Origin of the sequence: Streptomyces sp. NPDC058375 (assembly GCF_042723425.1) — a bacterium.
GTDB classification, from domain to species: domain Bacteria; phylum Actinomycetota; class Actinomycetes; order Streptomycetales; family Streptomycetaceae; genus Streptomyces; species Streptomyces durocortorensis.
The window spans coordinates 1-24,396 of sequence record NZ_JBHXJG010000104.1 but is presented as its reverse complement, the minus strand read 5'-3'; the positions used below and the strand labels follow the sequence as shown (position 1 = coordinate 24,396).

The window sequence follows — 24,396 nt, the reverse complement described above, 5'->3', positions numbered from 1 at the left end:
GCCGGACACCACGTGGTGTCCGGCCCCCGCCGCGTCTGCCCAGTCACCGGGGGCCCGGGGCACCGGCCGTGAGGCGTTCGCCGCCCAGCTCCACGGCGGCGCAGCGCCAGCGCTGGTCGGCGCCCTGTTCCAGCCGGAACGCCATCGCCCGCACCCGGTCGCCCGCGGCGATGCTGGCGAACGCCTCGACGACGCCGGTGGCGGGCTGAGCCCCTCGGCAGTGGCGGAGGACCGGGCGGCTGCCGTGGGTGGCCCTCAGCGGGGTGCTGGGGGCCAGTTCGGCGAGCTGGTCGTAGGCCTCGCCGATGGTGTGGCCGAGCATCCAGTGCACCGGGCGCTGGCCGCTGAGGACCGCGAGCAGGCGCTCGGCGAACCACTGGTGCGGTCGCTGCGGGCGGTGGGGCTGCTGCCTGCGGGCCCGCTGCGGAGGTACCGACCGGGGGCCGCTCGGTGCCGACCGGGGGCCGTTCGAGGCCGATCGAGGACCGCTCGTTGCCGATCGCGGGCCGCTCTGGTCGCGTCGTCCTGCGGGCCTCGTCCTGTCCGTGCTCATGCTCCATCGCCCCCGTTGACCGGGCCCGGCTTCTACCGGGCGGTAACTTTTGTTGGGGATCTTCTACGGGGGCGGTCGTCAGCGACGCAAGGGGCCTCCTGGCGCCGATCCGGCGCGGGCGGTTTCACCTATCCGTGGTGCGGCCCTTCTGGGGCAAGGGCGACGGCGGGGGTGACGGGGCGTCGGCCGTGGACGGAGGCCCCCGGTTGCCGAAACCCGAAAGGGGACGCTCCCACGTATCCTGAGGACGTTTCCCCCTACGAAAGCGACCTGCCATGCACGTGTACGTCCCCCTGACCCTCTCCGGTCTCGCAGCGGCGCACGGTGCGGGCGAGGTCGGCCCCGGGCCGCTGACCGCCTACGCGGTGACCCCCGGGCTGCGCGAGTGGTACGTCTCCGACGACATCGAGGAGCTGGAGTACGCGGCGCTCAACCGGGCCGCCGCCGCCTCGCTCCGGATGATCGCCGGGAGCCCGGACGAGGTGCGCCGCCGGGTCGTCGTCGCCATCGACGTACCGGACGGGGCCGCCGTCGCCGACCCCGATCACGGGCTGAGCGCGGCATCGCTCGGTGAGGTGCGGATCGCCGCCGCGCTGCCGCTGGCCAAGGCGGCGGCCGTGCACGTGGACGCCGACGACGCGGAGAAGGACGTGACCGCGGCGGCGGCCGCGCTGGGGGCGGCGGACCTCGGCGACGACGACGCGCAGTTCACCGTGGACGGTGCCGAGGACCACGAGCTGCTCTGGTTCGGCGTGCAGGAGATTCCGCAGCTCATCGGCTGAGCCGGCGCTCAGGCCGTGGCGTTGTCGGACCCGGCGGGTATTTTTTCCGTATGACTTCCGGGACGACACGCACACATCTGGTCTGGGACTGGAACGGCACGCTGCTCGACGACACGCATGCCGTCATCCAGGCGACGAACGCCGCGTTCGCGGAGGTCGAGCTGGAGCCGATCACGCTGGAGCAGTACCGGGAGATGTACACCATCCCCATACCCCGGTTCTACGAGCGGTTCCTGGGCCGGCTGCCCACGGAGGCCGAGTGGGAGCGGATGGACGAGATCTTCCACCGGTACTACGCGGAGCAGCGGGCGGCATGTGGGCTCACGGCCGGGGTGGAGGAGCTGTTGCACCAGTGGCAGCGGGCCGGGCGCAGTCAGTCGATCCTGAGCATGTACGGGCACGAGCAGCTGGTGCCGGTGGTCCGGGGGTACGGGATCGAGCCGCGGTTCGTCCGCGTCGAGGGGCGTACGGGGCCGTCCGGCGGGAGCAAGGCGCTGCACATGGAGCGGCATTTCGCGGCGCTGGCCGGGGCGGGGGGCGTCGTCGGGTTCTCGCCTACGACCGTGGTAGTCATCGGGGACGCGCTCGACGATGCGGTGGCGGCGGCGCATGTGGGGGCGCGGGCGGTGCTGTACACCGGGGGGTCGCACAGCCGGAGCAGTCTGGAGGGGGCGGGGGTGCCGGTGGTGGACAGTCTGGGGGAGGCGGTGGCGTTGGCGGAGACGTTTGCCGCGTAGCGGGTGCGGTGCGGGGTGCGGTGGTGCGGGTGCCCTCCCGGTGCGGGGTGCTGTGGTGCGGGTTTTCGGGGCGCTGCCCCGGGCCCCGGTCCTCAATCGCCGGACGGGCTGGAAGGGGGCGCTCGGGCGGGCCGGGAATGTGTACCTGTGGGCCGGGGTGTGGTTGAGCGGAAAGATGTCCTCAATCGCCGGACGGGCTTGAGGGGGTGCCGGACGGGCTTGAGCGGAGGCCCGACGGGCTTGAGCGGAGCACCCTCAGGAACTCCCTCATCCATGCCGCGTGGTCCGGCCAGGCCCGCGACGAGACCAACGGGCCGTCCACCACTGCCTCCGTGTCCTGGAACGTCGCTCCCGCGCTCTGCATGTCCGGTTCCAGGGCCGGGTACGCCGTGACGGTGCGGCCGCTGAGGTTGCCTGTGGCGGCGGTGATCAGGGGGCCGTGACAGATCTGGGCGACCGGGCGGTCCGCGGAGAAGAAGGCGCCGACGATCTTCCGCAGTTCGGCGTTGTTGCGGAGGTACTCGGGGGCCCGACCGCCGGGGATCACCAGGGCGATGTAGGCCCCCGGGTCCACCTCGGAGAAGGACAGGTCGGCGGGCCAGGTGTAGCCGGGCTTCTCCGTGTACGTGTCGAAGCCGGGCTCGAAGTCGTGGACCACGAAGCGCAGCGTCTTGCGCTCGGGGGCCGCGATGTCGACCTCGTACCCCTCCTCCAGCAGCCGCTGGTACGGGTAGAGGACTTCGAGCGACTCGGCGGCGTCGCCGGTGACGATGAGGATCTTCTGCGGCATGGCGGACTCCTCGGGGGGCGATCGGCCCACGGCGGGTCGGCTCGCGGTCTGCCGGTGGCCTGATTTCGGGCTGTATGGACAGATTGCCCCGGTTCCGGAAGTTCGCCAAGGCGGCGCGACGCACTGTCCAGAGTGTCAAAGTTCGGGGGGTTCTTTTGTACACAAGCAGCTCATGACGGGGTGGGGTGCGAGGGCGATAGCCTGGTGCCGTGATCAGCGCGATACGCCTCGGGGGCAGCGAAGCCCCCGGCCGCCGCCCGGAGTGCCACAGCACCCGGGCGATCCGCGATCTCCCGACTCCGGACCGGCCGTCAAAAATGGCCCATGTGGTCACGGGGAACTCTCGAAGCGGCATAGCGTCGACCCAGACCGGAAACCCCGCGTCGTGGCGGTACGTCGCTTTTCTCACCTACGTCACGCAACGGCGCGCGACAGGAGCCAGAGGACATGCAGACCAAGCTGGACGAAGCCAAGGCCGAGCTGCTCGCAGGGGCCGCCAAGGTAGCTGACAACGGTCCGGGCGGTGGTGTCGGTGGCCCGGGAGGTGCCCCCCGGGCGCGGGTCTCCGCCGCCGGGGCCGACGCGAGCGCCCCTGCCGGTCAGGACACCGTGCTCGCCTACCTCCAGCGCTACTACCTGCATACGGCTCCGGAGGACCTCAGCGGCCGCGACCCGGTCGATGTCTTCGGCGCCGCCGCCTCGCACTACCGGCTGGCCGAGAACCGTCCGCAGGGCACCGCGAACGTCCGGGTGCACACCCCGACCGTCGAGGAGAACGGCTGGGCCTGCAGCCACTCCGTCGTCGAGGTCGTCACCGACGACATGCCGTTCCTCGTGGACTCCGTCACCAATGAGCTGTCCCGGCAGGACCGCGGCATCCACGTCGTGATCCACCCGCAGGTCACCGTGCGCCGCGACGTCACCGGCAAGCTCATCGAGGTCCTCTCCGGCGGGCCCGGCACCCCGAAGAGCATCAAGGGCGGCAAGAACGCCAAGGGTGAGAAGAGCGAGCTGCCGCACGACGCGCTCGTCGAGTCCTGGATCCACGTCGAGATCGACCGCGAGACCGACCGCGCCGACCTCCAGCAGATCACCGCCGACCTGCTGCGCGTCCTGTCCGACGTCCGCGAGACCGTCGAGGACTGGGGGAAGATGCGCGACGCCGCCCTCCGGATCGCCGACGACCTGCCCGGCGAACCGCTGGACGACCTCGCCGGCGAGGAGGTCGAGGAGGCCCGCGAGCTGCTGCGCTGGCTGGCCGCCGACCACTTCACCTTCCTCGGCTACCGCGAGTACGAGCTGAAGGACAGCGACGCGCTCGCCGCCGTGCCCGGCACCGGCCTCGGTATCCTGCGCTCCGACCCGCAGCACAGCGAGGACGAAGCCCACCCGGTCAGCCCGTCCTTCGACCGGCTGCCCGCCGACGCCCGCGCCAAGGCCCGTGAGCACAAGCTCCTCGTCCTGACGAAGGCCAACAGCCGGGCCACCGTGCACCGCCCCAGCTACCTCGACTACGTCGGCGTGAAGAAGTTCGACGCCAAGGGCAACGTCGTCGGCGAACGCCGCTTCCTCGGTCTCTTCTCCTCCGCCGCCTACACCGAGTCCGTGCGCCGGGTGCCCGTCATCCGCCGCAAGGTCGCCGAGGTCGTCGAGGGCGCCGGCTTCTCGTACAACAGCCACGACGGGCGCGACCTGCTCCAGATCCTGGAGACCTACCCGCGCGACGAGCTGTTCCAGACGCCCGTCGACCAGCTCCGCTCCGTCGTGACCTCCGTCCTCTACCTCCAGGAGCGCCGCCGGCTGCGGCTCTACCTGCGTCAGGACGAGTACGGGCGCTACTACTCCGCGATCGTCTACCTCCCGCGCGACCGCTACACCACCGGCGTGCGCCTGCGGCTCATCGACATCCTCAAGGAGGAGCTCGGCGGCACCAGCGTCGACTTCACCGCCTGGAACACCGAGTCGATCCTCTCCCGGCTGCACTTCGTCATCCGGGTTCCGGCCGGCACCGAGCTGCCGCACCTCACCGACGCCGACGCCGACCGCATCGAGGCCCGCCTCGTCGAGGCCGCCCGTTCCTGGGCCGACGGCTTCCAGGAGGCGCTCACCGCCGAGCTGGGCGAGGAGCGCGGCGCCGAACTCCAGCGCCAGTACGGCCACTCGTTCCCCGAGGGCTACAAGGCCGACCACTCGCCGCGCGCCGCCGTGTCCGACCTGGTCCACCTCGAAACCCTCCGGGAGGGTGAGAAGGACTTCGCCCTCAGCCTGTACGAGCCGGTCGGCGCGGGCCCCGGCGAGCGCCGCTTCAAGATCTACCGGACCGGCGAGCAGGTCTCCCTCTCCGCCGTCCTCCCGGCCCTCCAGCAGCTCGGCGTCGAGGTCGTCGACGAGCGGCCGTACGAGCTGCGCTGCGCGGACCGCACCCACGCCTGGGTCTACGACTTCGGGCTGCGGATGCCCCTGGTCAACGGCAGCGGCGGCTACCTCGCCGACGACGCCCGCGCCCGCTTCCAGGAGGCCTTCGCCGCCGTCTGGAAGGGCGAGGCGGAGAACGACGGCTTCAACACGCTGGTGCTGGGCGCCGGGCTGAACTGGCGCCAGGCCATGGTGCTGCGCGCCTACGCGAAGTACCTGCGGCAGGCCGGTTCGACCTTCAGCCAGGACTACATGGAGTCCACGCTCCGCAACAACGTCCACACCACCCGGCTGCTCGTCTCGCTCTTCGAGGCCCGTATGTCGCCCGGCAGGCAGAGCGCCGGCACCGAGCTGACCGACGGGCTCCTGGAGGAGCTGGACGGGGCCCTGGACCAGGTCGCCTCGCTCGACGAGGACCGGATCCTGCGGTCCTTCCTCACCGTCATCAAGGCCACCCTGCGCACCAATTTCTTCCAGCACACGGAGGACGGCACGCCGCACTCCTACGTCTCGATGAAGTTCGACCCGCAGGCCATCCCGGACCTGCCCGCGCCCCGGCCGGCGTACGAGATCTGGGTCTACTCGCCGCGCGTGGAGGGCGTCCACCTGCGCTTCGGCAAGGTCGCCCGCGGTGGGCTCCGCTGGTCGGACCGGCGCGAGGACTTCCGTACGGAGATCCTCGGCCTGGTCAAGGCGCAGATGGTGAAGAACACCGTCATCGTGCCCGTCGGCGCCAAGGGCGGCTTCGTCGCCAAGCAGCTCCCGGACCCGTCCGCGGACCGCGACGCATGGTTCGCCGAGGGCATCGCCGCCTACCGCACCTTCATCTCCGCGCTGCTCGACATCACCGACAACATGGTGGCGGGCGAGGTCGTGCCGCCCACCGACGTCGTCCGGCACGACGAGGACGACACCTACCTCGTCGTCGCCGCCGACAAGGGCACCGCGAGCTTCTCCGACATCGCCAACGAGGTCGCCGCCGCGTACGGCTTCTGGCTCGGCGACGCGTTCGCCTCCGGCGGCTCGGCCGGCTACGACCACAAGGGCATGGGCATCACCGCCCGGGGCGCCTGGGAGTCCGTCAAGCGGCACTTCCGGGAGCTGGGCCACGACACCCAGACCGAGGACTTCACCGTCGTCGGCGTCGGCGACATGTCCGGTGACGTCTTCGGCAACGGCATGCTGCTCTCCGAGCACATCCGCCTCGTCGCCGCCTTCGACCACCGGCACATCTTCATCGACCCGAACCCGGACGCCGCCACCTCGTACGCCGAGCGGCGCCGGCTCTTCGACCTGCCGCGCAGCTCCTGGGCCGACTACGACACCGACCTGCTCTCGGCGGGCGGCGGCATCCACCCGCGCAGCGCCAAGTCGATTCCGCTCAACTCGCATATCCGCGAGGCGCTCGGCATCGACACGTCGGTGAGCAAGATGACGCCCGCCGACCTGATGCAGACCATCCTCAAGGCCCCCGTCGACCTGGTGTGGAACGGCGGCATCGGCACGTACATCAAGGCCGTCCCCGAGTCGAACGCCGATGTCGGCGACAAGGCCAACGACGCGATCCGCGTCAACGGCGAGGACCTGCGGGCCAAGGTCGTCGGCGAGGGCGGCAACCTCGGCGCCACCCAGCTCGGCCGGATCGAGTTCGCCCGTAACGGCGGCCGGATCAACACCGACGCGATCGACAACAGCGCCGGTGTGGACACCTCCGACCACGAGGTGAACATCAAGATCCTGCTCAACGGTCTGGTCCGGGACGGCGACATGACCGTCAAGCAGCGCAACAAGCTGCTCGCCGACATGACCGACGAGGTCGGCGCGCTCGTCCTGCGCAACAACTACGCGCAGAACGTCGCCCTCTCCAACGCCTCCGCGCAGGCGCCCTCGCTGCTCCACGCCCAGCAGCGCTTCATGCGCCGCCTGGAGCGCGACGGCGCGCTGGACCGGGCGCTGGAGTTCCTGCCCGCCGACCGGCGCATCCGGGAGCTGCTCAGCAACGAGAAGGGGCTCAGCCAGCCGGAACTGGCCGTCCTGCTCGCCTACACGAAGATCACGACGGCGGACGAGCTGATCTCCACCGTCCTGCCGGACGACCCGCACCTGCAGAAGCTGGTGCACGCCTACTTCCCGAGCGAGCTGCGCGAGCGGTTCCCCGAGGCGGTCGACGGGCACGCGCTGCGGCGCGAGATCATCACGACGGTGCTGGTCAATGACACGGTCAACACCGCTGGTTCGACCTTCCTGCACCGGCTGCGGGAGGAGACCGGGGCGTCGATCGAGGAGATCGTCCGGGCCCAGTTCACGGCCCGCGAGATCTTCGGGCTGTCGGGGGTCTGGGACGCGGTCGAGGCGCTGGACAACAAGGTCGACGCCGATGTCCAGACCCGGATCCGGCTGCACTCGCGGCGGCTGGTCGAGCGCGGTTCGCGCTGGCTGCTGGGCAACCGGCCGCAGCCCGTCGTCATCGCGGAGACCATCGAGCTGTTCCGGGACGGGGTCGAGCAGGTCTGGAACGAGCTGCCCAAGCTGGTGCGCGGTGCCGACCTGGACTGGTACCACTCGATCCTGGACGAGCTGACGGCCGCGGGCGTGCCGGACGAGCTGGCGGTGCGGGTGGCCGGGTTCTCGTCCGCCTTCCCGGCGTTGGACATCGTGGCCATCGCCGACCGTACGGGCAAGGAGCCGCTGGAGGTCGCCGAGGTCTACTACGACCTCGCGGACCGGCTGCGGATCACGCAGCTGATGGACCGGATCATCGAGCTGCCGCGGGCGGACCGCTGGCAGTCCATGGCCCGCGCGTCGATCCGCGAGGACCTGTACGCGGCGCATGCGGCGCTCACGTCGGATGTGCTGAGCGTGGGGAACGGGTCCGCCACGCCGGAGGAGCGGTTCCGGGCTTGGGAGGAGAAGAACGCGGCGATTCTTGCTCGGTCGCGGTCGACGCTGGAGGAGATCCAGGGGTCGGACGCGTTTGATCTGGCGAATCTGTCGGTGGCTATGCGGACTATGCGGACGTTGTTGCGTACGCACGCGTAGGGGGCAGTGGTTGTTGTACGTCTGAGGGGCCGGTACCTGGTGGGTGCCGGCCCCTCGGCGTGGGGGGTTGTGTCCTCAAGCGCCGGACGGGCTGGAAAAGATGCCCTCAATCGCCGGGCGGGCTGGATGTGGCCGGGCGGGCTGGAGGTGGCTGGGCGGGTTGGGATGGTGCGGGGCGAGGTGGGGGAAGATGCCGTCAATTGCCGCGGCTTGATCGGGTGAAGGTCTCGTAGGCCTTCACCACCTCCTTTGCCGGGCCGTCCATCCTCAGCGTGCCTGCCTCCAGCCACAGGGCGCGGTCACAGGTTTCGGTGATCGACTTGTTGCTGTGGCTGACCAGGAACACCGTGCCCGCCTCCGCGCGCAGTTCCTTGATGCGGTCCTTGCTGCGGCGCTGGAACTTCGCGTCGCCCGTGGACAGTGCCTCGTCGATCAGGAGTACGTCATGGCTCTTGGCCGCCGCGATGGAGAAGCGCAGCCTCGCGCCCATGCCCGAGGAGTACGTGCGCATCGGCAGCGTGATGAAGTCGCCCTTCTCGTTGATGCCGGAGAAGTCGACGATCTCGTCGTAGCGTTCGCGGATCTGCTCGCGCGTCATGCCCATCGCGAGTCCGCCCAGCACCACGTTGCGCTCGCCGGTCAGGTCGCCCATCAGCGCCGCGTTCACGCCGAGCAGCGACGGCTGGCCCTGCGTGTGGACCTTGCCCCGGGTGGGCGGAAGCAGGCCCGCGACCGCTTTGAGCAGCGTCGACTTGCCCGAGCCGTTGGAGCCGATCAGGCCGATCGCCTCGCCCTTGTACGCGGCGAAGCTGACGCCCTTCACCGCGTGCACCTTGCGTGCGCCGGGCGTGCGGCGGCGCGAGGTGAGGCGGCTGAGCGCCGAGGTCGCGCTGCCCCTGCCCGTACGCGCGCCGTTGACCGTGTACGTGATGTGGACGTCGTCGACGACGACCGTCGGGACGCGGTGGTCCCCGGGGGTGTTCCTGTCGTCAGCCACGTCCGTACGTCTCCTCGGCCTTCCAGAAGTACACGAATCCCGCCACGCCGCACAGCACCGCCCAGCCGGCCGCGGCTGCCCAGGCCAGGTGCGGCAGCTGGTCCCACGTGTAGCTGTCGATGAGCGCGTACCGCATGAGGTTGATGAAGAGCGCCGCCGGGTTGTACTCCAGCACCAGCAGTACCGCCCGCGGCACCCGGTCGCCGGCCAGCAGGTGGTCCAGGCTCCACATCACGCCGGACGAGTACATCCAGGTCCGCAGCACGAACGGCGTCAGCTGGGCGATGTCGGGCGTCCGTGCCGTCAGGCGGGCCATGGCCATCGACAGGCCGGTGTTGAACAGCGCCTGGAGCGCCAGCGCCGGGACGGCCAGCAACCAGGTCGGACGCGGGTACTGGCCGAACGCCAGCAGGATCAGGGTCAGCGCCCCGAGCGAGAACAGCAGCTGCTGGAGCTGCTGGAGCGCCAGCGCCACCGGCAGCGAGGCGCGCGGGAAGTGCAGGGCCCGCACCAGGCCGATGTGGCCGCTGATCGCCCGGGTGCCCGCGGTGATCGAGCTGCTGGTGAACGTCCAGATGAAGACCCCGGTGACCAGGAACGGGACGAAGTCCTCCACCCCGTGCTTGGTGTTCATCAGGACGCCGAAGATGAAGTAGTAGACCGTCGCGTTCAGCAGCGGCGTCATGATCTGCCAGATCTGACCGAGCTTCGCCTGGCTGTACTGGGCCGTCAGCTTGGCCGTCGCGAACGCCGTGATGAAGTGCCGCCGCCCCCAGAGCTGCCGGATGTACGCGGGCAGGGACGGCCGGGCGCCGCTGACCTTCAGGCCGTGCCTGGCTGCCAGGGCCGCCAGCTCACCGGGGGCGTAGGTGGGAACGGCGGTGGCCGGGGCGCCCTCGGAGGGGGCGGTCACCGGGGGCGGGGCTGCTGTCTGGCTCAACGATCGACCGCTTTCGGCACCGATGGGGCGATGGAAGGGAGGGCGGGACGGTACGGTCCCGTGGGGACGCCTTCGTTGGGACGGGACCGTATCGTCGTAACGCTGAGAGTAGGACGCTTCTACGTCGCAACGCAACCGTTTCGTCGCGGCCGACTATGCTGCGGGCCATGACCACCGAACGGGGAACCCGCCGCCGCGCCCCCGCAGGCGCCGCCGTCCTGCGGGAGGACGTGACCGACGCCATCCGGGCCGCCGTCTTCGAGGAACTCGCCGCGGTGGGGTTCGCCCGGATGTCCATCGAGGGCATCGCCCGGCGCGCGGGGGTCGGCAAGACCGCCGTCTACCGCCGCTGGAAGTCCAAGCTGGCGCTCGTCCTCGACCTGGTCGCGGCCGTCGCCGCGCAGGGGATGCCCGCCCCGGCCACCGGCTCGCTGTACGGGGACGTACGCGCCGTCCTGGAACTGGCCGCGTACGCCCTGCGCCACCCGGTCGCCTCGCAGGTCATCCCGGACCTGCTGGTCGAAGCGGCCCGCAATCCGGAGATCTCCGAGGCGATCAAGGCCGCCCTCCTCGACCAGCAGCAGGGCGTCGCCGCCGTGGTGGTACGGGAGGCCGTGGCCCGGGGGGAGCTGCCGGAAGGGAGCGATCCGGACCGGGCGCTCGACCTCATCGTCGGGCCGCTGTACTGGCGGCTCGTCGTCGTCCGGGGCGAGCTGCCCAAGGGGTACCTGGACGATCTCGCCGCGTCGGCGGTGGCCGCCCTCCAGCACACCGGCTGACGCGACAAGGGGGCGTCAGCCCGCCGCCACCCGCGCCAGCACCTCGCCCGTGCGCGGGCTGAACGCCAGCACCGTCGCGTTCTCCGGCAGCTGCTGGTTCCGGGTCAGCAGCAGCCATCGCACCCCGTACCGGGCGGTGATCCCGTCCCGCCGGGCCTGCGGGGTCGACGTGTCGAGATAGGCGGCCACCGCGCGGCTCCTATCCCGCCGCTCCGTCGTCGCGAGCCCCGCGTCCGGCAGCGCGTCGGCCAGCACGTACGCCCCGTGGCCGGCCAGTGCGTACATCGCCGGGCGGCTGTCCGTCAGGACCACCTCGCCCGGCGGCACGTACGCGGTCGCCCAGGCGTACGGCTCCCCGGCCGCCCGTACGCCCTCGGCCGCCGGCGGTCCGGTCGTCCGGCCGTCGGCGGGGGTGCGCGGGGCGGTGAGCCCGTTGTAGTACGGCCACAGCGCCGCCACGGTCACCGCGCACACCACGGCGGACGCCCACCGCCACACGGTCGGCCGGATCCGGGTCCGCGTCCGGACCGCGATCAGGGCGAGGCAGCCGATCGCCGCGCCGACCGCCGTCGGCGGGTGGACCAGCAGGACGAGCCCGAGCAGCACCCCGATCCCGGCCGCCTCGAACCACCGGGGTGTCCGGCCGGGCCTGGGATCGCCGGGGCGGGCTGTCCGGGCGGCCGCGCGACCGGTCCACGCCCACAGGTGCAGGGTGACCGCGACCGCGAACGTGCTCGGCGCGCTCCACCGGGCCGGGTCCGCCCAGTGGATCAGACCCAGCGGTACGAGCATGAGCACCGGTACCCAGCGGTTCGGGGTCAGCAGCCGGGTCAGCCGGCCGATCCCGGTGAGCAGGAGCAGCAGGTTCACCGACGCGGCCAGCGCGACGACGGACGGGCCGGAGAGCCCGGTGGCGCGGGCGGCCAGGCCCTGGAGCAGCGCGTACGGGGAGTAGTGCGCGCTCGCCACGGCGGGCAGGTCGGTCATCGGGAACGCCGGGTGCAGCAGGTTCACCCGCAGCCGTTCGACGACGGCTGCCTGGAGCCCGGCCTCGCAGCACAGCGGGGCCTGCCAGGCGGCGGCCGACAGCACCGCCCACAGCAGGCCGCCGAGTACGAGGTACGGCGACGGCAGCCACAGAGGCGGGCGGGCCGCCCTCTCGGCCCCGTCGCCCTCGGTCGCGGCGGGCGGGAGATCGGGGGAAGGGGACGGGGCGGAGGCTGCGGAGAAGAGGGGCACACCTCATGGGTTCCGTGCGGCGGGGCCGCTCTCCCCGCCGCCACCCGTCCGAGGGATTTCGGGCGGCCGGTTCCGGAAGGCCTACGGCGTGTCCGCCAAAGGCCTACGGCGCGTCCGCCAGCAGCCGGTCCGCGACCCGCGCCGCCGCGCCGCCGTCGTCCAGGTCGCAGTAGTCGCGGCGAAAGCTCTCGTACGCGTCGGCGTGCCGGGCGGCCAGCGCCCCCGTGTCGCGCAGCGCCTGGGCCACCTCGTCCGTCGTGACCAGCAGGGGCCCCGGCGCCCGGGTCTCGAAGTCCAGGCAGAAGCCGCGCACGGTGTCGCGGTAGTGCTCCAGGTCGTACGTGTGGAAGAGCATCGGCCGGCCCGTCAGCGCGAAGTCGAACATCAGCCCCGCGTAGTCCGTCACCAGCACGTCGGCGATCAGGAGCAGCTCGGCCGCCCCCGCGTGGTGCGACACGTCGAGCACGCCGGGGCCGGCCGGGACGCTGCCGGTGACCCGGGGGTGGCGGCGCACCAGCACCGTGTGGCCGGGGTCGAGCGCCCGGGCCAGGGCGTGCGGGTCGAGCGCCGGATCCCAGCGGTACGGGCCGGGGGCCGTGCGGTCGGCGGACCCGGCGGGCGCGGCGGCCGGGGGGTGGGCCAGGTGGTCGCGGTAGGTCGGGGCGTACAGCACGACGCGGTGCCCCTCCGGGATGCCGAGCCCGCGCCGTACCTCCTCGGCGGCCTTGTCCCGTACGGGCGGGAACAGCCCGTCGTTGGCGGGCGAACCGGCCTCCAGCACCTCGCCCTCGTACGAGAGCGAGCGGCGCAGCACGGGGGTGGCGAAACGGCTCGGGGAGACCAGTACCGACCACTGGGCCGACCGCTGCGGCAGGGTGGCGAGGTACTGGTGGTCGGCGTAAAGGGTGTCCGCCAGGCCGGAGCCGAAGCGGCCGAGCGGGGTGCCGTGCCAGGTCTGGACGACCGTCTGCCCGGGACGCCGCTCGAACCAGGCGGGCAACTGCTCGTCCGTGACGATCCGGCGGGAGCGGGCCAGCGCCTCGTACCAGGCGGCGCTGTGCACGGGGACGGCCCGCGCGCCGGGCGGGACGTGGGTGGTGCGGCCGGGGGTGGTTCCGGTGACCCACAGGTGCTCGGCGTCCGTGCCCCGGCGCACGAGCTCGGCGTGCACGGCGCGCGGGGAGTCGTCGCCCGCGTAGAGGACGGTGTCGCGGAGGGGGGGCCCGACGACCGGCGTGCGTCCGCCGGGGTGCGGGAGGGCGGGGGGCGTGTGCCGGTCGGGGTGGTGCGGGAGGGCGGGGGGTGTGTGCTGGTCGGGGTGGTGCGCGGTGCGCAGAAGCCGCCTGCCGTACGCGCTCCGCTCGGCGGCCGGGAGGCCGGGCCCCGCGACCACGGACAGCCGGTCGCCGTGCCGCCGCTCCAGGCGCAGCGCGTTCTCGCCGACGCCGCCGCAGGGCAGCCGCGCGGCGGCGGAGCCGAGGACGTGTACGGGGCTGTCGTCCAGGTGGACCTCCCAGCGGCCTTCCGGGAGCGGCGGTGCGATCAGCGCGGAGAAGCGGAGGGTGGGGGCGGCACCCGCAGTACCCGCAGCACCCGCAGTACCCGTTGTGCCCGGAACGCGGTCCGCCTCCGGCACGTCGATCGCCTCGGCCGCCGCGACAGGGACCACCTCGTGCAGCGTCTCGTGGCGCAGGACGAGGCGGCCGCCTGGCGCGTTCGTCGTCCCCGGGGCCGGCGGGGTGTACGTCCCCGAGATGCGCAGGCCGCCCTCCGGGGTGTGCTCCACCCGGTCCGCGTACGGCGGCCCCGCCAGGTCCAGCGTCAGATCGCCCGCCGGGTCCGCACACGCGGGCGGCGGCAGGTCCGGGGCGGCGGGCAGCGGGGTTCGGGTGCCGTCGGCCAGCAGCAGGCGGGCCCGCCACCGCGTCCCGCGCGGGGCCTCGACCTCGCGGGGGGCCCGGAGCGGGGGAGGCGGTACTGCGGCGAGTTCGGCGAGCGGCACCCGTACGGTGAACGCGGTCCCGCCCGGCCCGGTCGTGCCACCGCCATCGCCACCGCCGCCGGAGCACTCCTCGTACTCCACCGGGCCGGAGCCCTCCTCGTACTCCACCGGGCCGGAGCCCTCCACGTACTCCACCGGGCAGGAACGCTCCACGCCCGCCTCGTCGCCCTCGCGGGTCAGCAGCAGTGCCGTGGGCCTCGGCCCGTCGAAGAGCCGGCCGCTGATCTCCAGCGGGGCCCCCTCCGTCCCGGCGGTCCGGTGGGAGTCCGCCCGGGCCCGCAGCCGTGACACCGTCAGCCGGAGCCGGCCGCCCCGGTAGTCGAGCACCGCTCGCCGCCCGTCGCCCAGATCGTGCACCAGAGGCTGGTCCGCGCCCGCGTCCGGCGCGCGCACCGCGACCCGCCGGACCGTCCCGCGCGCGGCGACCACCAGGCCGACCAGCCAGCCGCCGCCCTCCGCCGTCGTGGGCAGACCGTCCGGATCGAGGACCATCTCGAAGCCCGCGTGGTCGTAGCCGTGCAGCTCCTGGCCGGAGCTCACCGTCGCCTCGGGGGCGACCACCGAACGCACCGGCACCGGCCGCACCGCTCGCCCGCGCTCCGCCCGGACCATGCCCACCGTCAGCCGCTGACGCGCCGACCCGGCGGGGAGGTTGCGCAGATACGCGTACCCGCGCAGCCGCAGCTTCCCGTCCGCGCCCCAGCGCGCCTCCAGGAGCCGCGCGACCGCCGGGATGTCCGTGCGCGCGAGCCGGGCGCTCGCGCCGCGCACGCCGGGGTACACCGCCCGCCGTCGCCCCGGAAGGCCCTCGACGGCGAACGTGCCCGTCCCGTTGGCCCGTTCGAAGGCGAGGACCTCCAGCAGGTCCGCCAAGCGCCGCTCCCGCACCAACGACCACTTGATGCGCAGCTCCACCGGCAGCCCCTCCAGCACCTCCGCACCCGCCCGGTCGACGAAGGCCCCCGCGCCCTCCAGGAACGCGGCCCGGTACGCCTCGCCGCCCATCGGCAGGCCGTCCAGGAAGTAACCGAAGTCATCGCGGAGGCAGGACGCGTCGTACGCCCGCCGCTGGGCCGCGTCCCGGTCGCCCAGGAACGCGCTGACCTGCTCGCACGCGGCGATCCGGTCCCGTACGCCCGTGACGTCCGTGCGCCGTCGGGTGATCGAACCCTCCCGCACCCGCCAGTAGTAGACGTGCTCGGCGAGGACGTCGACCGAGCCCGCGAGGTAGTGCGCGGGGATCATCACCGGGGTGTCCTCATACAGCTTGCCCTCGGGGAAGGCGAAGCCGTGCGCGTCCCAGAAGGAGCGGCGGAACACCTTGTTCCACGCCACCCGGTCGGCCAGCAGGCGCGGATCCCGGGTGATGTGGGTACGGGGGCGGGCGGCGGTCAGCCAGCGGTACTGCCAGGCCTGCTGCCTCCCCCGGCCGGTCAGCCGCCACACGTTGCCGGTCACCAGATCGGAACCGGTCGACTCCAGCGAGGCCGTCATCCGCTCGTACGCGTCGTGCACGACGATGTCGTCGCTGTCGGCGAACGCCAGGTAGGGGACGGCGGGGGTGGTGTGCCGGACGCCGGTGTTGCGGGCGGCGCTCAGGCCCGCGTTCGGCTGCCGCACGAGCCGGAAGCGGTCGTCCCGGGCGGCGAACTCCGCCGCGATCTCGGCGCTGCCGTCCGTCGAGCCGTCGTCGACCATGACCACCTCGATGGCTTCGAGGGTCTGTTCCGCCACCGACCGCAGGCAGTCCTCCAGGTAGGCCTCGACGTTGTGGACGGGGACGACGACGCTGAGGACGGGTGGCAGTGGTGGCTTCATGTCCTGGTCAACAGGGGGCTGGTCCGGGGGTCACCGGCGCTGACCCGAACGGGTGAACATGGGCCGCCGGCCGCCCGGGCCCGCGACTACGCTCGGCTGCCATGCCCACCCGAGCTTCCACAGCTTCCGTGAAGCGGTTCGTCCGTCGGCAGGCCATGCGGGCCGTCTACCGCGCCGACCTGCGCCGCCCGCTCGACCCGAACCTCGCCGTCTACGGGGCGTACTGGAACCGGGGCGTCGCCTGCAACCCCGCCGCGATCCACGCCAAGGCCCGCGAACTGGCCCCGCACATCCGGGGCGTGTGGGTCGTCTCGTCCCGGCACCGCGACCGGATGCCGGCCGGTGTGCCGTACGTCATCGAGGGCTCGCGCCCCTACTGGCGGGCCATGGCCACCGCCGGCTACCTGGTCAACAACTCCAGCTTTCCCGGCGGTTTCACCAAACGGCCCGGCCAGCGCTATCTCCAGACCCACCACGGAACGCCTCTCAAGACCATGGGGCTCGACCAGCGCGCGTACCCCGCCCTCGCCCGCAAGACCGACTTCGACAAGATCCTCGCCCATGTCCGGCAGTGGGACTTCAGTCTCTCCGCCAACCCGCACAGCACGGAGGTCTGGGACCGCGCCTACCCGGCCCCGGAGGACGCGCCCTACGAACGGCTCGACCTCGGGTACCCGCGTAACGACGTGTACTTCACCGCCACCGCCGAGGACATCGCGAAGATCCGTGCCGAACTGGGCATCGCCGAGGGGCAGACCGCCCTGCTCCACGCCCCGACCCACCGCGACTACCGCGACGGCTTCGTCCCCGACCTCGACGCGGAGCAGCTGGCGCGCCAACTGGGCTCTGACTACGTGCTGTTGGTGCGCGCCCACTACTTCTACGGGCGGTCCGTCGGCGTCGATGCCTCGGGTGCCGGGCGGGTCATCGACGTCACCGGGCACCCCCGGGTCGAGGAACTGTGCCTGGCCGCCGACGCGTTGATCGCCGACTACTCCTCCCTGCTCTTCGACTACGCCTGCCTGGACCGCCCGATCGTCGTCCACGCCCCCGACTGGGCCGCCTACCGGGCCGCGCGCGGCACCTACTTCGACCTGCTCTCCGGGCGGCCCGGCGACACCCCCGGACCCGTCACCACCACCCCGGACGAGCTGGCGGACGTGTTCCGGACGGGTCGGTGGCGCTCCCCGGAGGCGGCCGCCCTGCGCACCGCGTTCCGGGAACGGTTCTGCCCGTACGACGACGGGCACGCGGCGGAACGCGTCGTACGGCGGTTCTTCGACGGCGTGCAATGAACCCGCCGAGCGCCACCCGAATGGGTCACATCGGCCGCGCCGCGCCGACTCCTCAGCACCGCACGGTCGTTGTGCCCGACAGCTCGCTCACCCCGCCATGTTGGGAGACGTCCATGCACCGGTCCGCCTACGAGCAGATGGAACTCTGCATCCAGGAGTACCTGCCCGTCCAGGGGCCCGCGTCCGGCAACGGCGCCTACCGCGTCGTCGACCTGGGGTCGCGGATCTCCGGCAAGCAGACCCGTACGCACCGGGCGCTGCTCGCCGGGCACTCCATCGACTACTTCGGGGTCGATGTGCAGGACGGCCCCAACGTCGACGCGGTGATGACGAAGCCGTACCGCATCCCCGCCCGCTCCAACAGCGCCGATGTCGTGCTGTCCGGGCAGGCGTTCGAGCACATCCCGTTCTTCTGGGCCTCGATGCTGGAGATCGCCCGGATCCTGAAGCCGGGCGGACACGCGTTCATCACCGCCCCCTCGCGCGGCCACGTCCACGACGCACAGGACTGCTGGCGCTACTACCCCGACGGGTTCCGCGCGCTCGCCGCCCACTCCCGGCTCGAACTGCGCGAGGCCTACACCGACTTCCCGCCGCAGAAGGGCATCTGGCACGACTACCGGGCCATCGACAAGAAGGCCGCCTACTGGGGCGACTCCGTCGGCGTCTTCCGCAAGCCGCAGCGCTACCCCCGGCTGACCATGTTCGCCGTACGGGAGCTGGCGGTGTGGTGGGCGAACCGGGTCGGCGGCGTGGACGGCGTCCCGCTGCCCCGGCCGGTGGACGGCCGCGACCGGTGCGGCAGGCCCGAGCCCGCAGCCGTACCGGAGCCGGCCTCCGAGCCTGCCCCCGCATCCGCTTCCGGATCCGCGCCGGAATCAATGGCAGGTTGACGAAAGGTGACATGAGCCGCAAACCGCGCGTACTGTCCCGGGGCATGGCTTGGCGCAACGCCGTCAACGGCGTCCTTCAGCAGCTCACCGGATACCAGCTCAGGCGTGTCACCGTGCCCGCCGCCCGCACCGCCCCCGCCGGTCCCGCACCGGCTCCGGCCGCCGCATCCGCACCCGCCCCCGGGCCCGCGACGGCCGCGAAGCCCAAGGCGAAGAAGCCCGCCCTCGCGTTCCCGGCGGACTACGACGACGAGGCGAAGGACATCATCCGCGCGGTCAAGCCGTACTCGATGACCTCGCCGGAGCGGCTCAACGCCTTCATCCTCGCCACCCGGTACATCGCCCGGCACGACATCCCCGGAGACATCGTCGAGTGCGGTGTCTGGCGCGGCGGTTCCATGCAGGCCTGCGCCCGGACCCTGCTGTCCGCCGGGGAGACCGAGCGCGACCTGTACCTCTTCGACACGTACGAGGGGATGACCCCGCCCACCGCCGAGGACCTGCGGCGCGACGGCCGGCCCGCCCAGGAGCTGCTGGACGCCCAGGGCAAGGACCGGCCGATCTGGGCGGTCGCGTCCCTGGAGGACGTCAAGGCGGGCTTCGACACCGTCCCGTACCCGAAGGAGCGCGTGCACTACGTGCAGGGGCGGGTCGAGGACACCGTCCCCGGAAAGGCCCCCGAGCAGATCTCGATCCTCCGCCTGGACACCGACTGGTACGCCTCCACGAAGCACGAACTGGAGCACCTGTACGACCGGTTGGTCCCGGGCGGGGTCCTCCTGATCGACGACTACGGCTACTGGCAGGGTTCGCGGCAGGCGGTCGACGAGTTCCTGGAGAAGACCGGTGAGCGGCTGCTCCTGCTCCGCATGGACGAGGGCCGGATCGCCGTCAAGCCCTGATCCGCCTTCCTCGCGGCGACGCCGAGCCCCGTGCCCTTCCGGTACGGGGCTCGAACGCGCTCCCGGCACGCCCCCGCGTGCGTGACTCCGCCCTCCGCGTCACCCGAACGGACCCCCTCGGGTGACCGGTGACCACGGCGCGTGTTGTACCCCATGGCCCCCGGCGGGCCCTCCACGCCCCCGAAGCCCCAGTCCCCGGAAGGATCGTGCGCAGCGATGGCACCCCGTCTCACCGTCGTCGTCCCCCTCTACAACGTCGAGGAGTACCTCGGTGCCTGCCTGTCCTCGCTCGCCGAGCAGACCATGCCGGACCTGGAGGTCGTCCTCGTCGACGACGGCTCCACGGACAACGGACCGGCGCTGGCAAAGGAGTTCGCGGACCGAGACCCGCGCTTCCGGTTGCTCCGGCAGAAGAACGCCGGGCTCGGCGCGGCCCGCAACGCCGGGGTCCGCGCGGCCCGTCCCGACGCCGAATTCCTGACGTTCGTCGACAGCGACGACGTCGTCCCGCCCGGGGCGTACGCCCGGATGCTGGCCGAACTCGACGCCTCCGGCTCCGACTTCGCCACCGGCAACGTGCTCCGGCTGCGGGTGAACGGCGATCTGGAACAGTCCCCGATGTTCCGCAAACCGATGGAGAAGGCCCGGCGGGCCACCCACGTCACCCGGGACTGGATCCTGCTCGGCGACCGCATCGCCTGCAACAAGGTCTTCCGCCGCACCTTCTGGGACGAGCACGCCTTCGCCTTCCCGACCGGTGTGCTGTACGAGGACATCGCCGTCGTCCTCCCCGCCCACTTCCTGGCCCGCTCGGTCGACGTCGTCGAGGAGGCCGTCTACCACTGGCGCGACCGCGACGGCTCGATCACCACCCGGCGGGCCGTGCCCCGGGGCATCCGCGACCGGGTCACCGCCGTCACCACCGTCAGCCGCTTCCTGGCCGACCGGCCGCAGACGGAAGGGGCGGCAGGAGCAGCCGACGCGGCCGAGGCCAAGCGCCGCTACGACGCCCACGCGCTCTCCGGCGACCTGTGGCTGTTCATCGAGGCCCTGCCGGACGGCGACGCCGAGTTCCACGAAGCCTTCCTGGAGCACGCGGGCGCGTTCGCCGCCACCGTCGAACCCCACGTCCTCGCCTCACTGCCCCTGCACCTGCGGGTCAAGTGGCAGCTCATCCGCGAACGCCGCCTCCCCGAACTCCTCGCCCTCCTCGCCGACGAGAAGAAGGACCGGGACACCTTCCGCGTACGCGGGCTGCTCCGTCCCCGTGCTCACCACCCCGCCGTCCGCGACCCGCTGCCGCCCGCCACCACCGCGCTGGCCCCCGCCGACCTCCCCGTCCACGCCCACCTCACCGAGGCCGTCTGGCGGGACGGGCTGCTGCACCTGACCGGGTACGCCTATGTGCGCAACGCCCCGGGCGGGCCCCCGCGGCTCGGCTGGCTGCGGGCCGGGAAGCGGCTGGTCCCGCTGCGCCTGCGCCCCGTCGGCGGCGACGAGGCCACCGCCCGCTCGGGGCGCTCCCTGCACCGGTACGACCGGGCCGGGTTCGAGGCCGTCGTCGACCCGGGCGCGCTCGCCAGGAGGGCGGGCGACGGCGGCCGTACGACGTGGAAACCGGAGGCCGTCGTCGTCGGCGCGGGGCGGCCGCGCCGGGGCCCGATGCGGCTCGTCGGCACCCCGGCCCCGCCCGCCGTGACCTACACCGACGAGCGGACCCGTGTCGTCCCCGTCCTGTCCGGCAACAAGCTGGAGCTGCGCGCCGAACGCGTCGCCGCCGTCCTGACCGGCCAGTCGGCGGTCGAGGACACGACCGTCCGCCTGGAGGTGAAGGTCCTAGGCGACGCCGGGCCGGTCGCCCTCCGGCTCACCGAGTGGCGCACCAAGGAGACCCGCGAGTTCGCCCTGCGCGGCTCGCTCGGCTCCCGGGCGGCGGACATCCCGCTCAGCGCGTTCCGCGGGGAGGACGACATCTGGGGCGTGCAACTCGTGGGTGAGGGAAAGCCGTTGACGGTGGCGGCCCGGACCGACGGGCCGGACGGGCGCTACGCACTGCCCGGCGGCCGTGAGCTGTACGCGGCCCCCAACCCCTCCGGCGACCTCGTGCTCACCGACCGGGCCGTCCAGCCCGTCGTCGCCTCCGTCGCCTGGGAGGAGCCGGGCGAGCCGGGCGGGCTGACCCTCGAAGGGACCTTCCCCGAGCCCACGGGAGCCGCCCACGAACTCGTCCTGCGCCACAGCGGCCACCAGGAGGAAGCCGTCGTCGATGTGGAGCGGGCCGAGGACGGCGGCTTCCGGGCGGTGATCGCCCCCGACGCCGTCGAGGGGCCCGGCGGTGCCCTGCCGCTCGCCGAGGGGCGCTGGTACCTCTTCCTGCGCGAGCCGGGGGAGCGGAACCCGGAGGCGTACCGGCCGCTCCGGCTGAGCACCTCTCTGCATCACACGCTCCCGCGACAACAGCACTCCGGCGGGCGCGACTTCACCCTCCAGCGGTGCTACCACGACCGGCTCGTCCTGGAGTCCGGCAGCGCCCTCCCGGTCGCGCAGCGGGGGCCGTACGGGCAGCGGATCCAGCGCGAGCGGTACGCCGGACTGCGCGGCACCGAAGCGGCCGAACTGCGCCCCGCCGTCCTCTACTCCAGCTTCGACGGCCGCCAGCACTCCGACTCGCCCCGCGCCATCCACCGCGAACTCGCCTCCCGGGGGCGGGACATCGAGCACCTGTGGGTCGTCCGCGACCAGCAGGCGGCCGTCCCCGAGGGCGTCACCGCCGTCGCCCTGCACAGCGCCGCCTGGTACGAGGCGCTGGCCCGCAGCCGCTGGATCGTCACCAACACCCACCTCCCCGAGTGGTTCGAGCGGGCCGAGGGCCAGTGCGTCGTCCAGACCTGGCACGGCACCCCGCTCAAGCGCATCGGCCGCGACCTCGCGGGCACGCCGCACGCCGACGCCGCGTACATGGCCTCCATGGAACGCCGGTCCGCCCAGTGGAGCGTCCTCGTCTCCCCGAACAGCTTCTCCACCCCTGTCCTGCGCCGCGCCTTCGGCTACCCGGGCGAGGTCCTGGAGTGCGGCTACCCGCGCAACGACCTGCTGTACGCGCCCGACCGGGCGAAGGCCGCCGCCGCCGTACGGGAGCGGCTCGCGATCCCCGAAGGGCGGCGCGTGATCCTGTACGCCCCCACCTGGCGCGAGGACCAGCCCCGGAAGGGAGGGAAGTACGCCCCCGACCTCCATCTCGACCTGGAGCACGCCCGCGAGAGCCTCGGCGACGACCACGTCCTCCTGGTCCGGCGGCACTACCTCGTCGGCGGGACCGTTCCCGACACCGACTTCGTCCGGGACGTCTCCCGCCATCCGGACGTCGCCGAACTCCTGCTGATCAGTGATGTGTTGGTCACCGACTACTCCTCGATCATGTTCGACTTCGCGCAGACCGGCCGCCCCATGCTCTTCCACACCTACGACCTGGCCCACTACCGCGACACCCTGCGCGGCTTCTGCTTCGACTTCGAGCGCCGTGCCCCGGGCCCCCTGATCCCCGAATCCGCCGGGATCGTGGCAGCCCTGCGCGACCCGGCGGCCGCCACCGCCGGGCACCGGGAGGCCTACGAGCGGTTCCGGGAGGCGTTCTGCGACCTCGACGACGGGACCGCAGCCGCCGGGGTCGTCGACCGGATGCTCAAGAGCGACCGGACGGTTGAGGGCGAGGCGATGCTCAAGAGCGAGCCCGAGGGCGACCGGACGACCGAGGAGGAGCGGGCATGAGCGACTTCAGCTGTGTGATCACCGGCGGCGGGGACGGCGAGGGCCCCGGCGGGGCCGACGCCCTGCGCGCCTCCGTGGAGTCCGTCCTCGGCCAGTCCCTGCGCGGAGCCGAGGCCCTCCTGGTCCTCGCCTCCGCCGCCGACCCGGCCGTCCGCACCGCCGCCCGCACCCTCGCCGCCCGGGCCCCCGAGCGGGTCCGCCTGGTCCACGCCGACCCGGCCGCCCGCACCACCGGGGCCCTGCGCAATGCGGGCCTGGACGAGGCGGGCGGCCGGTACGTCCTGGTCCTCGCCACCGGCGAACGCCTTCACCCGCACGCCTGCCGCAACCTGTGGCAGGCCGGCGAGACCAGCCGCGCCGACCTGATCGCCGGCCGCTGGAGCCGGGTCACCGACGAGAGCGGCAAGGAGCGGGAGCCCTCCTGGCAGAGCGAGCTGTTCGCCCGCTCCCGCACTCTCGCCCGCTTCACCGAGGCCCCCGAACTCGTCGTCAGGGACGCCCTGGTGACCGGATTCTGTCTGCGCCGCGAAGCCGCCCGGCGGCACGGGCTGCGGTACGAGGAGGACCTGGCGCACGGCGAGATCCTGTTCGGCCCGCTCGCCGCCGCATCGGTCGGCCGGATCGCCCTGGTGCGCCGGCTGATCGTGACCGGCCGGGCCGTCCCCGACCGGGCCCGCGACCTCGCCCCCCTGGTCGAGGCCCACCGCCGGGTCGCCAACACCCTCCTCGCACACGGGCTGCCCGAACTGCGCGAGGAGCGGGAGAAGGCGTTCGCCCGGGACCATCTGGTGCCGCTGGTCCGGTCCTTCCCCCGGCTGCCCGCCGTCCGCCGTAACCGGGTCGCCGCCGCTGCCGCCCGCACGCTCGCCGGGCCCGTCCCGCCGGACCTGCCGCCGCTGGAGCGAGTCGCCGTGAGCCTGCTGGGCCGGGGCGACGCCGAAGGGATCCTCGCGGCGGCCTACGCGCTGAGCCGGCCCGCCACCGTGTGCGCGCCGCTGACGACGGGCGCGGACGGGCGGGTCACCTGGGGCGACGACCCGGAGGATCCCGTCGCCGACATCACCGAACTCGGCCACCAATATCGCCCGTTCGGCGAGGCCCGGCTGATGAACCGGCTCACCCGCTGCTCGGCCGGCGAGCGGGGCAGCCTGCTGCTCGAAGGCCGTCTCGTGCTGCCCGGGACCGGCGGACCCGGCCCCGACACCCCGCTCACCGCCACCCTGGAGTTCCGGGCCCGGGGCGGGGCGCGCGCCGTCGCGTTCCCGGTCGAGGAGGTCCGGCACGACGGCAACGGGATCATCTGGCGCGCACGGGCCGACGTCTCGCGCCGCCTGCGCCCCGTCGGTGTCCGCGACACGGCTTGGGACGCGCGGCTGATCCTGGAGGCGGGAGGCCCCGACGGGGTCCGGTGCGTCAGTGACCTGTTCGCCCCGCAGGACCAGGTGGC

At 72.9% G+C, this 24,396-nt stretch carries 15 protein-coding genes; 9 read left to right on the top strand and 6 right to left on the bottom strand.

The genetic code is table 11. The annotated features are described in order from the left end of the window. Positions 1–43: 43 nt before the first annotated feature. Positions 44–553, bottom strand: a complete 510-nt coding sequence (locus tag ACFWM7_RS18565) for an Rv3235 family protein (RefSeq protein ID WP_383262000.1) — start codon at positions 551–553, stop codon at positions 44–46. A gap of 275 nt (positions 554–828) precedes the next feature. Between ACFWM7_RS18565 and ACFWM7_RS18560 the strand changes: the two genes are divergently transcribed. Together ACFWM7_RS18560 and ACFWM7_RS18555 are read left to right on the top strand one after the other, a co-directional pair. Continuing rightward, a complete protein-coding gene (locus ACFWM7_RS18560; RefSeq protein WP_383261997.1) occupies positions 829–1,335 on the top strand; it encodes a DUF6912 family protein in 507 nt (168 codons plus the stop codon). Between the two features lie 50 nt (positions 1,336–1,385). Continuing rightward, positions 1,386–2,072 (top strand): HAD family hydrolase, encoded by a 687-nt coding sequence (locus ACFWM7_RS18555; protein WP_383261994.1) that lies wholly within the window; start codon positions 1,386–1,388, stop codon positions 2,070–2,072. Between the two features lie 181 nt (positions 2,073–2,253). On the opposite strand, the gene ACFWM7_RS18550 is transcribed toward ACFWM7_RS18555, so the two are convergent. Next, complete coding sequence (locus ACFWM7_RS18550) at positions 2,254–2,862, bottom strand: DJ-1/PfpI family protein (protein WP_383261991.1); 609 nt, start codon at positions 2,860–2,862, stop codon at positions 2,254–2,256. Between the two features lie 447 nt (positions 2,863–3,309). Between ACFWM7_RS18550 and ACFWM7_RS18545 the strand changes: the two genes are divergently transcribed. After that, positions 3,310–8,316, top strand: a complete 5,007-nt coding sequence (locus ACFWM7_RS18545) for an NAD-glutamate dehydrogenase (protein WP_383261989.1) — start codon at positions 3,310–3,312, stop codon at positions 8,314–8,316. Positions 8,317–8,512: 196 nt separating this feature from the next. On the opposite strand, the gene ACFWM7_RS18540 is transcribed toward ACFWM7_RS18545, so the two are convergent. Together ACFWM7_RS18540 and ACFWM7_RS18535 are read right to left on the bottom strand one after the other, a co-directional pair. After that, positions 8,513–9,313 carry an ABC transporter ATP-binding protein gene (locus ACFWM7_RS18540; protein ID WP_383261986.1) on the bottom strand — a complete coding sequence of 267 codons (801 nt, stop codon included), beginning with the start codon at positions 9,311–9,313 and terminating at the stop codon, positions 8,513–8,515. Then, positions 9,306–10,253 (bottom strand): ABC transporter permease, encoded by a 948-nt coding sequence (locus ACFWM7_RS18535; RefSeq protein WP_383261982.1) that lies wholly within the window; start codon positions 10,251–10,253, stop codon positions 9,306–9,308. The genes ACFWM7_RS18540 and ACFWM7_RS18535 overlap by 8 nt, the downstream gene beginning before the upstream one ends. Before the next feature lie 155 nt (positions 10,254–10,408). On the opposite strand from ACFWM7_RS18535, the gene ACFWM7_RS18530 reads away from it, so the two are divergent. Then, the gene (locus ACFWM7_RS18530) at positions 10,409–11,032 is read left to right on the top strand and encodes a TetR/AcrR family transcriptional regulator (protein WP_189525998.1); all 624 of its coding nucleotides are present in this window, start codon (positions 10,409–10,411) and stop codon (positions 11,030–11,032) included. A 15-nt stretch (positions 11,033–11,047) separates the two neighbouring features. Here ACFWM7_RS18530 and ACFWM7_RS18525 read toward each other — a convergent pair whose 3' ends face one another. Further along, complete coding sequence (locus ACFWM7_RS18525) at positions 11,048–12,271, bottom strand: hypothetical protein (RefSeq protein ID WP_383261978.1); 1,224 nt, start codon at positions 12,269–12,271, stop codon at positions 11,048–11,050. Positions 12,272–12,374: 103 nt separating this feature from the next. After that, the gene (locus ACFWM7_RS18520) at positions 12,375–16,091 is read right to left on the bottom strand and encodes a CDP-glycerol glycerophosphotransferase family protein (protein ID WP_383261975.1); all 3,717 of its coding nucleotides are present in this window, start codon (positions 16,089–16,091) and stop codon (positions 12,375–12,377) included. A gap of 101 nt (positions 16,092–16,192) precedes the next feature. Here ACFWM7_RS18520 and ACFWM7_RS18515 point away from each other — a divergent pair, with 101 nt between their 5' ends. The 5 genes from ACFWM7_RS18515 to ACFWM7_RS18495 form a co-directional block, all read left to right on the top strand. Further along, positions 16,193–17,386 (top strand): CDP-glycerol glycerophosphotransferase family protein, encoded by a 1,194-nt coding sequence (locus ACFWM7_RS18515; RefSeq protein WP_383261974.1) that lies wholly within the window; start codon positions 16,193–16,195, stop codon positions 17,384–17,386. Between the two features lie 113 nt (positions 17,387–17,499). Beyond that, a complete protein-coding gene (locus tag ACFWM7_RS18510; protein ID WP_383261972.1) occupies positions 17,500–18,279 on the top strand; it encodes a methyltransferase domain-containing protein in 780 nt (259 codons plus the stop codon). Between the two features lie 11 nt (positions 18,280–18,290). Beyond that, positions 18,291–19,181 (top strand): TylF/MycF/NovP-related O-methyltransferase, encoded by an 891-nt coding sequence (locus ACFWM7_RS18505; protein WP_383261969.1) that lies wholly within the window; start codon positions 18,291–18,293, stop codon positions 19,179–19,181. Positions 19,182–19,397: 216 nt separating this feature from the next. Further along, positions 19,398–22,949 carry a CDP-glycerol glycerophosphotransferase family protein gene (locus tag ACFWM7_RS18500; RefSeq protein ID WP_383261966.1) on the top strand — a complete coding sequence of 1,184 codons (3,552 nt, stop codon included), beginning with the start codon at positions 19,398–19,400 and terminating at the stop codon, positions 22,947–22,949. After that, positions 22,946–24,396: glycosyltransferase (locus tag ACFWM7_RS18495; RefSeq protein ID WP_383261964.1), on the top strand; the 1,451-nt coding region annotated here is incomplete at its 3' end. The genes ACFWM7_RS18500 and ACFWM7_RS18495, both read left to right, overlap by 4 nt.

Excerpts from the sequence above, each read along its gene's own strand:
- ACFWM7_RS18565 (WP_383262000.1), bottom strand. The coding sequence starts at position 553 with ATGAGCACGGACAGGACGAGGCCCGCAGGACGACGCGACCAGAGCGGC.
- ACFWM7_RS18560 (WP_383261997.1), top strand. The coding sequence starts at position 829 with ATGCACGTGTACGTCCCCCTGACCCTCTCCGGTCTCGCAGCGGCGCAC.
- ACFWM7_RS18555 (WP_383261994.1), top strand. The coding sequence starts at position 1,386 with ATGACTTCCGGGACGACACGCACACATCTGGTCTGGGACTGGAACGGC.
- ACFWM7_RS18550 (WP_383261991.1), bottom strand. The coding sequence starts at position 2,862 with ATGCCGCAGAAGATCCTCATCGTCACCGGCGACGCCGCCGAGTCGCTC.
- ACFWM7_RS18545 (WP_383261989.1), top strand. The coding sequence starts at position 3,310 with ATGCAGACCAAGCTGGACGAAGCCAAGGCCGAGCTGCTCGCAGGGGCC.
- ACFWM7_RS18530 (WP_189525998.1), top strand. The coding sequence starts at position 10,409 with ATGCTGCGGGCCATGACCACCGAACGGGGAACCCGCCGCCGCGCCCCC.
- ACFWM7_RS18520 (WP_383261975.1), bottom strand. The coding sequence starts at position 16,091 with ATGAAGCCACCACTGCCACCCGTCCTCAGCGTCGTCGTCCCCGTCCAC.
- ACFWM7_RS18515 (WP_383261974.1), top strand. The coding sequence starts at position 16,193 with ATGCCCACCCGAGCTTCCACAGCTTCCGTGAAGCGGTTCGTCCGTCGG.
- ACFWM7_RS18510 (WP_383261972.1), top strand. The coding sequence starts at position 17,500 with ATGCACCGGTCCGCCTACGAGCAGATGGAACTCTGCATCCAGGAGTAC.
- ACFWM7_RS18505 (WP_383261969.1), top strand. The coding sequence starts at position 18,291 with ATGAGCCGCAAACCGCGCGTACTGTCCCGGGGCATGGCTTGGCGCAAC.
- ACFWM7_RS18500 (WP_383261966.1), top strand. The coding sequence starts at position 19,398 with ATGGCACCCCGTCTCACCGTCGTCGTCCCCCTCTACAACGTCGAGGAG.